The sequence below is a fragment of the Streptomyces zaomyceticus genome (assembly GCF_014656215.1).
GTDB lineage: Bacteria > Actinomycetota > Actinomycetes > Streptomycetales > Streptomycetaceae > Streptomyces > Streptomyces zaomyceticus.
This window is the reverse complement of sequence record NZ_BNBZ01000021.1, coordinates 1-12,598: the sequence shown is the minus strand read 5'-3', so window position 1 is coordinate 12,598 and position 12,598 is coordinate 1. Positions and strand designations below refer to the sequence as shown.

9 protein-coding genes are annotated in these 12,598 nt (G+C 68.1%); 7 read left to right on the top strand and 2 right to left on the bottom strand.

Translation table 11 applies throughout. The annotated features are described in order from the left end of the window. Together IE311_RS24740 and IE311_RS24735 are read right to left on the bottom strand one after the other, a co-directional pair. Positions 1–831 carry a hypothetical protein gene (locus IE311_RS24740; protein ID WP_189833999.1) on the bottom strand — a complete coding sequence of 277 codons (831 nt, stop codon included), beginning with the start codon at positions 829–831 and terminating at the stop codon, positions 1–3. A gap of 95 nt (positions 832–926) precedes the next feature. Beyond that, a complete protein-coding gene (locus tag IE311_RS24735; protein WP_189833998.1) occupies positions 927–1,154 on the bottom strand; it encodes a hypothetical protein in 228 nt (75 codons plus the stop codon). A gap of 248 nt (positions 1,155–1,402) precedes the next feature. On the opposite strand from IE311_RS24735, the gene IE311_RS24730 reads away from it, so the two are divergent. The 7 genes from IE311_RS24730 (at position 1,403) to IE311_RS24700 (ending at position 12,557) form a co-directional block, all read left to right on the top strand. Beyond that, positions 1,403–3,856 carry an ABC transporter family substrate-binding protein gene (locus IE311_RS24730; protein ID WP_229902135.1) on the top strand — a complete coding sequence of 818 codons (2,454 nt, stop codon included), beginning with the start codon at positions 1,403–1,405 and terminating at the stop codon, positions 3,854–3,856. 339 nt (positions 3,857–4,195) lie between these two features. Then, on the top strand, positions 4,196–6,097 hold the full coding sequence (gene typA, locus IE311_RS24725) for a translational GTPase TypA (protein ID WP_189833997.1): 1,902 nt from the start codon (positions 4,196–4,198) through the stop codon (positions 6,095–6,097). Between the two features lie 629 nt (positions 6,098–6,726). Then, on the top strand, positions 6,727–8,367 hold the full coding sequence (locus IE311_RS24720; RefSeq protein ID WP_189833996.1) for a peptide ABC transporter substrate-binding protein: 1,641 nt from the start codon (positions 6,727–6,729) through the stop codon (positions 8,365–8,367). Between the two features lie 174 nt (positions 8,368–8,541). Continuing rightward, complete coding sequence (locus IE311_RS24715; protein ID WP_187622567.1) at positions 8,542–9,474, top strand: ABC transporter permease; 933 nt, start codon at positions 8,542–8,544, stop codon at positions 9,472–9,474. Beyond that, positions 9,467–10,414, top strand: coding sequence for an ABC transporter permease (locus tag IE311_RS24710; protein WP_189833995.1), 948 nt, complete (start codon positions 9,467–9,469; stop codon positions 10,412–10,414). The genes IE311_RS24715 and IE311_RS24710 overlap by 8 nt, the downstream gene beginning before the upstream one ends. Positions 10,415–10,426: 12 nt before the next feature. Beyond that, complete coding sequence (locus IE311_RS24705) at positions 10,427–11,485, top strand: ABC transporter ATP-binding protein (protein ID WP_189833994.1); 1,059 nt, start codon at positions 10,427–10,429, stop codon at positions 11,483–11,485. Continuing rightward, positions 11,478–12,557 carry an ABC transporter ATP-binding protein gene (locus IE311_RS24700; RefSeq protein ID WP_189833993.1) on the top strand — a complete coding sequence of 360 codons (1,080 nt, stop codon included), beginning with the start codon at positions 11,478–11,480 and terminating at the stop codon, positions 12,555–12,557. The genes IE311_RS24705 and IE311_RS24700 overlap by 8 nt, the downstream gene beginning before the upstream one ends. The last annotated feature ends 41 nt before the right edge of the window (positions 12,558–12,598 follow it).

Sequence of the window (12,598 nt, the reverse complement as noted above, 5' to 3'; positions counted from 1 at the left end):
TCAGAAGAACCTCGGGTCGTCGAAGGTGCCGGTGGCGAGGAGGTACACGTACAGGTCGCAGAGGGCGACGCTGATCAGGGAGGCCCAGGCGAGGAGCATGTGGCGGGCGTTCAGCCGGCCCACCCAGGTCCACAGCCGGTAGCGGACGGGGTGTTTCGAGAAGTGCTTCAGCCGGCCGCCGACGATGTGCCGGCAGGAGTGGCAGGAGAGGGTGTAGGCCCAGATGAGGGTGATGTTGACGAGGAAGAGGAGCGTCCCGAACCCCGCGTGGCCCCAGGCGTAGTCGGCGTTCCGGAAGGTGAGCGCGGTGTCGTACGTGAGGATTCCGGCCACCGGCAGCGCGGCGTAGAAGAAGTACCGGTGGAGGTTCTGCAGGAGGAGCGGGAAGCGGGTCTCGCCGGTGTAGGTCCGGTGGGGCTCGGCGACCGCGCAGGCGGGGGGAGCCGCCCAGAACCCCCGGTAGTACGCCTTCCGGTAGTAGTAGCAGGTCAGCCGGAAACCGAGCGGGAAGACCAGGATCAGCAGGGCGGGGGAGAGCCCCCACCAGCTGCCGAAGATCTCCCAGTTCGGTCCGCCGCGCATGGGGACGCAGTTCTCCGCCAGACAGGGCGAGTAGAACGGCGAGACGTAGGGGGCGGCGTAGTAGTCGGCGTTGGCGAAGGCCCGCCAGGTCGAGTAGGCGACGAAGGCGAGCAGTCCGGCGGCGGTGGCGGCGGGGGAGAGCCACCAGCGGTCGGTGCGCAGATGGCGGGCGGCGATCGCGGCGCGCCCCGGGGAGCGCACGCCCGTCGCGGTGCGGTCGGTTCCCGGGGGTTCCGTACCTGTGGCCAACAGGCCCTCCTACGGTCGGTTGCCGGTACGTCCTGCGGCGCGTGGCGGTCCACGGCGGGAGCCGGCCCGTGGCTCCGGTGGGCTCCCGTGGCTGCTCAGGGTGCGTGGCGGTCGCGTGCTCCCAGTCCCTCGTCGTCCGTGTCCGTCCACAGCCCGCTGTCGTACGGGGTGTCGGGGATGGTCACCAGGTTCTCGGGGCGTCGGCCGGCCGGTTCCGGGGGTGAGCCCCGCTCCGCCGTGACGGAGCGCTCCAGCTGTCCGACGGTGCGCACCAGGTCTTCGAGGCAGCGCTTGACGGCTGCCAGATCGTCCTGAACGGACATGGTTGCCCTCACTTCCGCGAGCGGCTTCGGCAGGAGTGTCGCGCGTCACATTCCCGCTTGGGAAGCCATGTGCACGGGATTCCACTCGTCCGGAGCGCTCCTCTTCCGGCGGGTTGGGCCGCACGAGTGGGGTTTCCCGGACGTGCCGCCGTGTCGCCGTGGCCGGATCCGCTCCGTCCTTTTCAGTGTATGAGCAATAGGTGTGATCATCTCCAAATGGAATGAATCTGGACGAAGGGGTACAAGTCATGTCCCAGATCGGCGCCCCTCGCGGGAGGACATGCTCCAGGAGCCCCCGCTCCCGCACGCTGCGCTCCGTCGCCACCCTCACCAGCGCCGTCCTCGCCGTCACCGTCCTCGCCGGATGCAGCTCCGGCGACGAGGCGGACGAGGCCCCGGCCGCGGCCCAGGACAACGCGCCCGCCGCACGCGACAAGGTCGCCGACGGCGGCACCCTGCGCTGGGCCGTCGACGCGCTGCCCAGCACCCTCAACAGCTTCCAGGCCGACGCCGACGGCACCACCTCCCGGATCGCCGGGGCCGTGCTCCCCTCCCTCTACACGCTCGACGCGCGGGGCAGACCGCAGCGGAACGCCGACTACCTGGAGTCCGCGCAGGTCGTCGAGACGGAGCCGAAGCAGGTCGTCCTCTACAAGCTCAACCAGCAGGCGGTGTGGAGCGACGGCCGGGAGATCGGGGCTCCGGACTTCGTGGCCCAGTGGCGGGCGCTGAGCGGGCGCGACACCGCGTACTGGACCGCCCGCAACTCCGGCTACGAGCGGATCGAGAAGATCGAGCGGGGCAAGAACGACCTGGAGGTACGGGTCACCTTCGCCAAGCCCTACTCCGACTGGAAGTCCCTCTTCACCCCGCTCTATCCGAAGCAGGTGATGGGCGCCCCGAACACCTTCAACGACGGGGCCCGCACCACCCTCAAGGCCACTGCAGGACCGTTCCTCCTGAAGGCGATCGACCGCAAGAGCAGCACCGTCACCCTCACCCGCAACCCCCGCTGGTGGGGACAGCCCGCCAAGCTCGACAGCGTCGTCCTCACGGCCGTCCCGCGCGCCGACCGGGCGGCCTCCCTCGCCGCCGGCACCCTCGACCTGGCCGAAATCGACCGGTCCACCGCCGAGCGGATCGCCCTCGCGCTCCGGGACGCCCGCGCCGGACGCAACGGCGCCCAGGCCGCCCTCGCCCACGGCCCCGGATCCTCGATCACCCCCTCCAAGGCCCTGAAGTCCTGGGCACTGGCCCATGGCTCCGACGAGGAGAAGGCGGCCGAGGTCCAGGCCGCCCGCACCAAGAACCAGCAGGCCATCGCCGTGTACGCGAGCGCCCAGGACACCCTGGCGAAGTACGTGGTCCGCAAGTCCCTGGAGCCCGCCTACACCCAGCTCTCGCTGAACGGCGAGTCCGGGCCGCTCGCCGACGAGCGGGTACGGCGCGCGGTTGCCCGAGCCATCAACCGCCAGGAACTGGCCGAATCCGTCCTCAAGCCGCTCGGACTCCCGGCGAAGCCCCCCGGCAGCCATCTGGCCCTGGCCGGCCAGGCCGCGTACGCGGACAGCAGTGACGCCCTCGGAAGCCAGGACACCGAGGAGGCGAGGGCGCTCCTCGCCGACGCCGGCTGGGTCCCCGGCGGCGCGGTCAGGAAGCCCGCGGACGCGGGCACCAAGGCGGGCAGCGAGGCCGAGCGGAAGGCCGCGGAGAAGGCGAACGGCAAGACGGCCGACAAGGCGACCGGCACCAAGGAGGACGCGGCGAAGGAAGAGGCGGCGAAGGAGGCCGCCAAGGCCGAGGGAACCACCGACGCCAAGAAGAAGGAGGCGGGCGACACCGCCTCCGACGAGGGCCTCTACATCGTCGGCGACGACAAGCCCGGCGAGCGCCGAACCGTTCCCGCACCCGCCGCCGGCGCCGAGAGCGCCACCGGCATCCTCGCCCCGGCCCCCGCCGCCGCCCGCCAGAGCGCCGCACTCCTCGCCCGGGCCGAGGCCCTCGACACCGGGACGGGCTCCGGCGCCCGCGCCGCCCTGCCGGTCTCCGGGACGGACAAGGGCGTCGCCGGGGCCTACGCCCCGCGCGGCACCGCCGCCCCCGTGACGGCACCCGACGCCGCCCGGGCCCTCGGCAAGGACGGCAAGGCGCTCAGCCTCCGCTTCGTCCTGCCCTCCGGCCCCGGCTCCGAATCGCTGCGGGCGGTCGGCGACCGGATCGTCCGGATGCTCGACGCCGTCGGCATCCGCACCGAGGTCACCAAGGTCTCCGACGAGAGCTTCTTCAAGGACCACGTCGCCTCGGGCGACTACGACCTGGCCCTCTACTCCTGGCCGGCCTCCGCCTTCCCGGCCACCGACGCCCGGCCGATCTTCGCCAAGCCCGAGCCCGCCTCGGACGGCTCGCTCCTGGTCGAGCAGAACTACTCGCGGGTCGGCACCGACCGCATCGACCAGCTCTTCGACCAGGCGGCGGGGACGCTCGACGAGGAGGAGGCCCGCGAGCTCGTCCGCCAGGCGGACGCCCGGATCTGGGCCGCGGCCGGTTCCATTCCCCTCTATCAGCGCCCCCAGCTCGTCGCCGCCAAGGCCGATCTGGTGAACGCCGGAGCCTGGGGTCTCGCCGGTCCCCGCTACCAGGACATCGGCTTCAAGAAGGCCGAGACCTCCAAGGGCGCCGAACGAAACAGCCGAACCCCCTGAAAGCTCTGAAAGCACTGGTCACAACCTCAGAACCAGCTCAATTTCCTTGCCCGCCGGTGATCCCGGCGGGCAGGATCGCGTCGGCCCTTTGACCCGGCCCGTCCCGCTGTCACTCGCAGTCGCCCCGCACGTGCACCGCCGTCGTACCGCAGTCGTACCACCGCCGCGCCACACCCCGGGCGCGGCGGCGAAACACCCCGATGGACCCTCTCGGATCCGGGCGGGGAAGCCCCTTGCGCGGCAGCCCCGTACCATAGGACATAGCCGTGGCGCGTCCGCCCGGCGGGCGTACGAGGAACTGACGCCGCATCCCACGATCCGAGAGAAGCGCAAGCACCCATGCCCACGCGCCACGACATCCGTAACGTCGCCATCGTCGCCCACGTCGACCATGGCAAGACGACCATCGTCGACGCCATGCTCAAGCAGGCCGGTGCCTTCGCCGCCCACCAGCAGCTCGACGACCGCATGATGGACTCGAACGACCTGGAGCGTGAGAAGGGCATCACGATCCTCGCCAAGAACACGGCGGTGAAGTATCACCCCAAGGACGGCGGGGCCCCGATCACGATCAACATCATCGACACCCCCGGCCACGCCGACTTCGGTGGCGAGGTCGAGCGCGGTCTCTCGATGGTGGACGCGGTCGTCCTCCTCGTGGACGCCTCCGAGGGTCCGCTCCCGCAGACCCGCTTCGTGCTGCGCAAGGCCCTCCAGCAGCGCAAGCCCGTCATCCTCTGCATCAACAAGACGGACCGCCCGGACTCCCGGATCGACGAGGTCGTCAACGAGACCTACGACCTCTTCCTCGACCTGGACGCGGACGAGGACCAGATCGAGTTCCCGATCGTCTACGCCTGCGGCCGTGACGGCATCGCCTCGCTGACCAAGCCGGAGAACGGCACGGTCCCCGCGGACAGCGACAGCCTGGAGCCGTTCTTCAGCGCCATCCTGGAGCACGTCCCGGCCCCGGTGTACGACGAGGAGGCCCCGCTCCAGGCCCACGTCACCAACCTGGACGCCGACAACTTCCTCGGCCGTATCGCGCTGCTCCGCGTCGAGCAGGGCGAGCTGCGCAAGGGCCAGACGGTCGCGTGGATCAAGCGGGACGGCACGATCTCCAACGTCCGCATCACCGAGCTGATGATGACCGAGGCGCTCACCCGCAAGCCGGCCGAGGTCGCCGGCCCCGGCGACATCTGCGCCGTCGCCGGTATCCCCGACATCATGATCGGCGAGACCCTGGCCGACCCGGAGAACCCGATCGCGCTTCCGCTGATCACGGTCGACCAGCCGGCCATCTCCATGACCATCGGCACCAACACCTCGCCGCTCGTCGGCCGCGGTGGCACCGGCAAGGGCGCGGACGCCAAGGCCGCGGTCAAGCAGCGCAAGGTCACCGCCCGTCAGGTCAAGGACCGCCTCGACCGCGAGCTGATCGGTAACGTCTCGCTCCGCGTGCTCGACACCGAGCGCCCGGACGCCTGGGAGGTCCAGGGCCGTGGTGAGCTCGCGCTCGCCATCCTGGTCGAGCAGATGCGCCGCGAGGGCTTCGAGCTCACCATCGGCAAGCCGCAGGTCGTCACCAAGGAGGTCGACGGCAAGACGCACGAGCCCGTCGAGCGCCTCACGGTCGACGTGCCCGAGGAGCACATGGGCGCGGTCACGCAGCTCATGGGTGTCCGCAAGGGCCGCATGGACAACATGTCGAACCACGGCTCCGGCTGGGTCCGCATGGAGTTCGTCGTTCCGTCCCGTGGCCTCATCGGCTTCCGTACGGAGTTCCTGACCAACACCCGCGGTACGGGCATCGCCCACTCGATCCACGAGGGCCACGAGCCGTGGTTCGGCACGCTGACGACCCGTAACAACGGTTCGCTGGTCGCCGACCGCGCCGGCGCCGTCACCGCCTTCGCGATGACGAACCTCCAGGAGCGCGGTGTCCTGTTCACCGACCCCGGCACCGAGGTGTACGAGGGCATGATCGTCGGCGAGAACTCGCGCTCCGACGACATGGACGTGAACATCACCAAGGAGAAGAAGCTCACCAACATGCGCTCCGCCTCCGCCGACTCCTTCGAGGCGATCGTCCCGCCGCGGAAGCTCTCCCTGGAGCAGTCCCTGGAGTTCTGCCGCGACGACGAGTGCGTCGAGGTCACCCCGGAGGCCGTGCGTATCCGCAAGGTCATCCTGGACCAGAACGCGCGTGGTCGTGCGTCCTCCCGCGCCAAGAACGGCTGAACCGCGCAGGAGCAGCAGCATTAGCGGTACGAGCGGTACGCGTACACGCGGTGCGAGCGGTACCGGCAGCACGAGCCCAAGCACGAGCAGTGCCGGCCGTACGGCGACGCACCCGTAGTACCGCCGAACTCGGTGGAGAGATCGACTGAGTTCGGCCGCATGCGGCCGATGACAGTGGGGTAGATCACGATTCTGTGATCTACCCCGCTTTCGGTTCGACACGGCGTCAGCACCGGAGCCCGGACCCCCACAGGCAGTGGGTGGGTCCGGGCTTTTCGTCAACTTCCGTCAACTCCATTTCAGAGGCCACGTGTCCGCATATCGGCCATCGCTCTCCGGTACGTGTGTTAACGGTCCGTTTCGCGGGTGTCTGTCTGTGCTCAGTTTGTCCGGATTTCGGTATCCGGGGGTGTGGTGATGTTGTCAAAACGAGACCACTTAAGTGTGGTTTACAGCCCGGACGTACTTAATAGTTGGCTCCATTGAGCTCGGGTCAATGGGTCACGCACTGTGGGGAGTGCCGACTCACGAGCACACTCGGGGCACTTGAGTGCAAAGCCGTCAGGGGTGTCGGCGAAACTCGGAGTGCCCCTCTTGTAGTGACAAAGTGGACTCATGAGGAGGAACCCATGCGCGGTGCCAAGAGCGCCAAGTGGGTAACGGGCGCGATCATCGTCGCCCTTGCTGCGACCGCCTGTGGCGGGGGTAAGAGCGACGGCGGCAGCGACGCCAAGGGCGCTGTTGACCCGAACGGAATTTTCTCCGTCGAGCTGGGCGAGCCTGAGAAGCCCCTGCTCACCGGTGACACGATGGAGTCCAACGGCTCCGCCGTGATGGCCGGCCTGTTCTCGACCCTGGTCGACTACAAGGCTGACGGCTCGCTGGAGATGATCAACGCCGAGTCGGTCACCACGACGGACTCGAAGACGTGGACCGTCAAGCTCAAGCCGGGCTGGACCTTCCACGACGGCACCCCGGTGACCTCCAAGTCCTTCGTGGACGCGTGGAACTGGAACGCCAACGTCAAGAACGCCCAGGGTCTGTCCTCGTGGTTCGCGGACATCAAGGGCTTCGACAAGGTCCACCCCGAGGCGGAGGGCGCCAAGCCCACCTCCGACAAGCTGGACGGTCTGACCGTCGTCGACGAGACGACCTTCAAGATCGAGCTCACGAAGGCCGTTCCGTACTTCGGCCACAAGCTCGCCTACATCGTCTTCGCCCCGCTCCCGGCGTCCTTCTACAAGGACCCCGCGGCCGGCGGCCAGAAGCCGGTCGGCAACGGTCCCTACAAGTTCAAGAGCTGGGACCACAAGAAGAAGATCGAGATCACTCGATACGACGCCTACAAGGGCCCGAACAAGGCGAAGAACGGCGGTGTGGTCTTCAAGAACTACACCACCCTCGAGGCCGCGTACGAGGACCTGAAGTCGGGCAACGTCGACGTTCTGCGTCAGATCGCGCCGAAGGACCTCCCGGTCTACCGTCAGGACCTCGGCGACCGTGCCGTGGACCAGGCGTACTCCGCGATCCAGACGATGGCCATCGCCTTCTACGCCGACCAGTGGAAGAAGCCGAAGGCGATCGACCCGCGGGTCATCCAGGGTCTGTCGATGGCGATCGACCGTGCCACCATCACCAAGACGGTGCTGCAGGGTACGCGTGAGCCGGCGACCGGCTGGGTCGCCAAGGGTGTCCTGGGCTTCCAGGAGGACGGTGGCGCCGGCGTCACCAAGTTCGACCCGGCGAAGGCCAAGGAGCTCATCAAGGCCGGCGGCGGCGTCCCCGGCAACAAGATCTCCATCCAGTTCAACGCCGACGGTGGCCACAAGGAGTGGGTGGACGCTGTCTGCAACTCCATCACCCAGGCCACGACCGTCCAGTGTGTCGGCGACGGCAAGCCGGACTTCCAGGCCGACCTGCAGGCTCGCAAGACCAAGCAGGTCAAGTCGATCTACCGCTCCGGCTGGGTGCTCGACTACCCGGTGAACGCCAACTTCATCTCGGACCTGTTCCGTACGGGTGCGGCGGGCAACCAGGGCGACTTCTCCAACAAGGAGCTGGACGCCAAGATCGCCAAGGCTGACTCCGCGGCGACGCTGGACGAGTCGGTGAAGCAGTTCCAGGCCATCGAGAAGGACCTGGTCAACTACATGCCGTCGATCCCGCTCTGGTACTACAAGGTCAACGCGGGCTACTCCGAGAAGGTTTCGGGCGTGGCGTACGGCCAGGACGGCGACCCGATCCTGACCGGCGTCGAGGTCAAGAAGTAATCACCCAAGCGTAGTCCGCCTGCCGATGCGGGGCTGACGGGATGTCAGCCCCGCCCTCGGCGCCTTACGTATGTGGCTGGGGGGCCCTTCCACGACATTCGTGTGCCCGTTTCGGGTCACGGTTGCCGAGGGAGGGCCCGTCGGTTGCTGCTGTCATATTTCAACGGAGGCATGATGGGGCGCTATGTCGCACGACGACTGCTCCAGATGATCCCGGTTTTCCTCGGGACCACCCTGCTGATCTTCCTCATGGTCTACAGCCTGCCCGGCGACCCCGTGGCGGGTATGTTCGGGGACAAGGGCGCTGACCCCGCGACCCTCGCGAAGATCAGACACGATCTGGGACTGGATCTGCCGCTCTGGCAGCAGTACTGGAACTACATGACCGACATCATCCTGCACTTCGACTTCGGGAACCAGATCCGCAACGGTCGCCCGATCACCGAGGTCCTGGGTGAGGCGTTCCCCGTCACTCTGCAGCTCGCCGCTCTGGCGTTCGCGTTCGAGCTGGTCTTCGGCATCGGCCTCGGCATCATCGCGGGCCTCAAGGCCGGCCGGCTCGCCGACAACGCGATCCTGATCTTCACGCTGCTGATCATCTCGATCCCGGTCTTCGTGCTCGGCTTCATCATCAAGATGGTGTTCGCCTTCGAGCTCGGCTGGATCGAACCGAACGTCAGCAACGACCAGTTGGTGTCCGAGATGATCGCTCCGGCCATTGTGCTCGGCGGTCTCTCGCTTGCCTATGTGGCCCGGCTCACCCGGACCTCCATGGCGGAGAACCTGCGCGCCGACTACATGCGTACGGCCGTCGCCAAGGGCCTGCCCCGCCGCCGTGTCATCGGCGTGCACCTGATGCGCAACTCGATGATCCCCGTGGTCACCTTCCTCGGCACCGACATCGGCGCCCTCATGGGCGGCGCGGTCGTCACCGAGCGCATCTTCAACATCAAGGGTGTCGGTGGCCTCATCGCCGAGTCGATCACCCGGCGCGAAGGCTCCACCCTGGTCGGCCTGGTCACCATCCTGGTGATCATCTACCTCGTCACCAGCCTGCTCATCGACCTGCTGTACGCGGTCCTGGACCCGAGGATCCGGTATGCCTGACGTGACCAAGACCGCGACCGCCGTCGAGGACGCCGTCGCGCTTCCCGCCGACGTCACCGCTCCGGCGAAGCAGGAGAAGGCCCGCAGCCTCTGGGGTGACGCCTGGGTCGACCTCCGCCGCAACCCGTACTTCCTCGTGGCGTCGGTGCTGATCTTCTTCCTGCTGCTGATCGCCGTCTTCCCGAGCGTGTTCACCAGCGCGTCGCCGACCAAGGGCGACCTGGTGAAGCACTTCCTCGGGAAGCCGGAGCTCGGTGCGATCGGCTCCGAGGGCTGGCTCGGCTACGACGGCCAGGGCCGCTCGGTCTACGCCCGACTGATCTACGGCACCCGTGCCTCGATCATCGTCGGCGTCACCGTCACCGCGATCGTCACCCTCGTCGGTGGTGTGATGGGCATGCTCGCCGGCTACTTCGGCGGCTGGATCGACGCGCTGCTCTCGCGGCTGACCGACATCTTCTTCGGCATCCCGTTCCTGCTCGGCGCCATGGTCGTCCTGCAGTCCTTCGTCGAGCGCACGGTCTGGGTCGTCGTCTTCGCCCTGGCCTTCCTCGGCTGGACCCAGATGGCCCGCGTCATGCGCGGCGCCGTGATCACGGTCAAGCAGGCCGACTACGTGCACGCGGCCAAGGCGCTCGGCGCCGGCACGACCCGCATCCTGTTCCGGCACATCCTGCCGAACGCCATGGCTCCGGTGATCGTCGTCGCCACCATCGCTCTGGGCGGGTACATCTCCGCCGAGGCCACCCTCTCGTACCTGGGCCTGGGCCTCGCCGCCCCGACCGTCTCGTGGGGTGTGGACATCTCCACCGGTGTCGACCAGATCCGAGTGGCGCAGCACATCCTGCTGTGGCCCTCGATCATGCTCAGCATCACCGTTCTGGCGTTCATCATGCTCGGCGAAGCCGTCCGCAACGCCCTCGACCCCAAGCTGCGCTAGGAGGGCGTAAAGGTGACCATCATCGACAACACCGCGACGGTCCCGTCGCCCCGCGACGGCTCCGGCCACAACGGTCCGCTGCTCGAAGTCCGCGACCTGCACGTCGAGTTCCACACCCGCGACGGTGTGGCCAAGGCGGTCAACGGCGTCAACTACTCGGTGAACGCCGGCGAGACCCTCGCCGTGCTCGGCGAGTCCGGCTCCGGCAAGTCCGTGACCGCGCAGGCCATCATGGGCATCCTCGACATGCCGCCCGGCAAGATCCCGCAGGGCGAGATCCTGTTCCGCGGCCAGGACATGCTCAAGATGTCCGACGAGGAGCGCCGCAAGGTCCGCGGCCGGAAGATCGCGATGATCTTCCAGGACGCGCTGTCCTCCCTCAACCCGGTTCTCAGCGTCGGTTACCAGCTCGGCGAGATGTTCCGGGTGCACCAGGGCCTGTCCAAGAAGGACGCCAAGGTCAAGGCCATCGAGCTGATGGACAAGGTCAAGATCCCCGCCGCCGCGGCGCGGGTCTCCGACTACCCCCACCAGTTCTCCGGCGGTATGCGCCAGCGCATCATGATCGCGATGGCGCTCGCCCTGGAGCCGGACCTGATCATCGCCGACGAGCCCACCACGGCTCTCGACGTGACCGTCCAGGCCCAGGTCATGGACCTCCTCGCGGAGCTCCAGCAGGAATACAACATGGGCCTGATCCTGATCACCCACGACCTCGGCGTCGTCGCCGACGTCGCGGACAAGATCGCCGTGATGTACGCCGGCCGGATCGTCGAGCAGGCGCCGGTGCACGAGCTGTACGGGCGCCCCGCGCACCCGTACACCCGAGGCCTCCTGGACTCGATCCCGCGCCTGGACCAGAAGGGCCAGGAGCTCTACGCGATCAAGGGCCTGCCGCCCAACCTGCTTCGCGTGCCCACCGGCTGCGCCTTCAACCCGCGCTGCCCCAAGGCCGACGACATCTGCCGTACGGAGATCCCGGCCCTGGCGCCGGTCACCGAGCAGAACGGTGCGGACCTCCCGGGCCGCAAGAGCGCCTGCCACTTCTGGAAGGAGACGATCCATGGCTGACCTCAGCAAGAACGACGCGGCCGGCGGGTCCCGCGTGGGCCGCGGCGAGCCGATCCTCCAGGTGCGCAACCTGAAGAAGCACTTCCCGCTGACGCAGGGCATCCTCTTCAAGAAGCAGGTCGGCGCGGTCAAGGCCGTGGACGGGGTCTCCTTCGACCTCTACCAGGGCGAGACCCTCGGCATCGTGGGCGAGTCCGGCTGTGGCAAGTCCACGGTCGCCAAGCTCCTGATGAACCTGGAGCAGGCCACCGCCGGCGAGGTCTTCTACAAGGGCCAGGACATCACCAAGCTGAGCGGGCGGGCCCTCAAGGCCGTGCGCCGCAACATCCAGATGGTGTTCCAGGACCCGTACACCTCGCTCAACCCGCGTATGACGGTCGGCGACATCATCGGCGAGCCCTTCGACATCCACCCCGAGGTGGCCCCGAAGGGCGACCGGCGCCGCAAGGTGCAGGAGCTCCTCGACGTCGTCGGTCTGAACCCCGAGTACATCAACCGGTACCCGCACCAGTTCTCCGGCGGTCAGCGCCAGCGCATCGGCATCGCCCGAGGCCTCGCGCTCAACCCGGAGATCATCATCTGCGACGAGCCGGTCTCGGCCCTGGACGTCTCCGTCCAGGCGCAGGTCATCAACCTGATGGAGAAGCTCCAGGACGAGTTCAACCTGTCCTACCTCTTCATCGCGCACGACCTGTCGATCGTCCGGCACATCTCGGACCGGGTCGGCGTCATGTACCTCGGCAAGATGGCCGAGATCGGTACGGACGAGCAGATCTACGAGCACCCGACGCACCCGTACACCCAGGCGCTGCTCTCCGCGGTGCCGGTGCCGGACCCGCAGGCCCGCGCGCACCGCGAGCGGATCATCCTGACCGGTGACGTCCCCTCGCCGGCGAACCCGCCGTCGGGCTGCAGCTTCCGCACCCGTTGCTGGAAGGCGCAGGAGAAGTGCTCGCAGGAGACTCCTCTCCTGGCGATCCCGGAGCGCTTCCAGGGCGTTCAGGACAACCCGGCCGCCCACCTCTCGGCGTGCCACTTCGCCGAGGAGAAGCAGGTCGTCCCGGTGCACTGACGCACCGCTCGCCCCTCACGGCCGGCCCCCGGCGCCGTACA

Bases quoted from the DNA above. Each gene is read 5' to 3' on its own strand.
- IE311_RS24730 (WP_229902135.1), top strand. From the start codon at position 1,403: ATGTCCCAGATCGGCGCCCCTCGCGGGAGGACATGCTCCAGGAGCCCC.
- IE311_RS24720 (WP_189833996.1), top strand. From the start codon at position 6,727: ATGCGCGGTGCCAAGAGCGCCAAGTGGGTAACGGGCGCGATCATCGTC.
- IE311_RS24710 (WP_189833995.1), top strand. From the start codon at position 9,467: ATGCCTGACGTGACCAAGACCGCGACCGCCGTCGAGGACGCCGTCGCG.
- IE311_RS24715 (WP_187622567.1), top strand. From the start codon at position 8,542: ATGGGGCGCTATGTCGCACGACGACTGCTCCAGATGATCCCGGTTTTC.
- typA (WP_189833997.1), top strand. From the start codon at position 4,196: ATGCCCACGCGCCACGACATCCGTAACGTCGCCATCGTCGCCCACGTC.
- IE311_RS24700 (WP_189833993.1), top strand. From the start codon at position 11,478: ATGGCTGACCTCAGCAAGAACGACGCGGCCGGCGGGTCCCGCGTGGGC.
- IE311_RS24735 (WP_189833998.1), bottom strand. From the start codon at position 1,154: ATGTCCGTTCAGGACGATCTGGCAGCCGTCAAGCGCTGCCTCGAAGAC.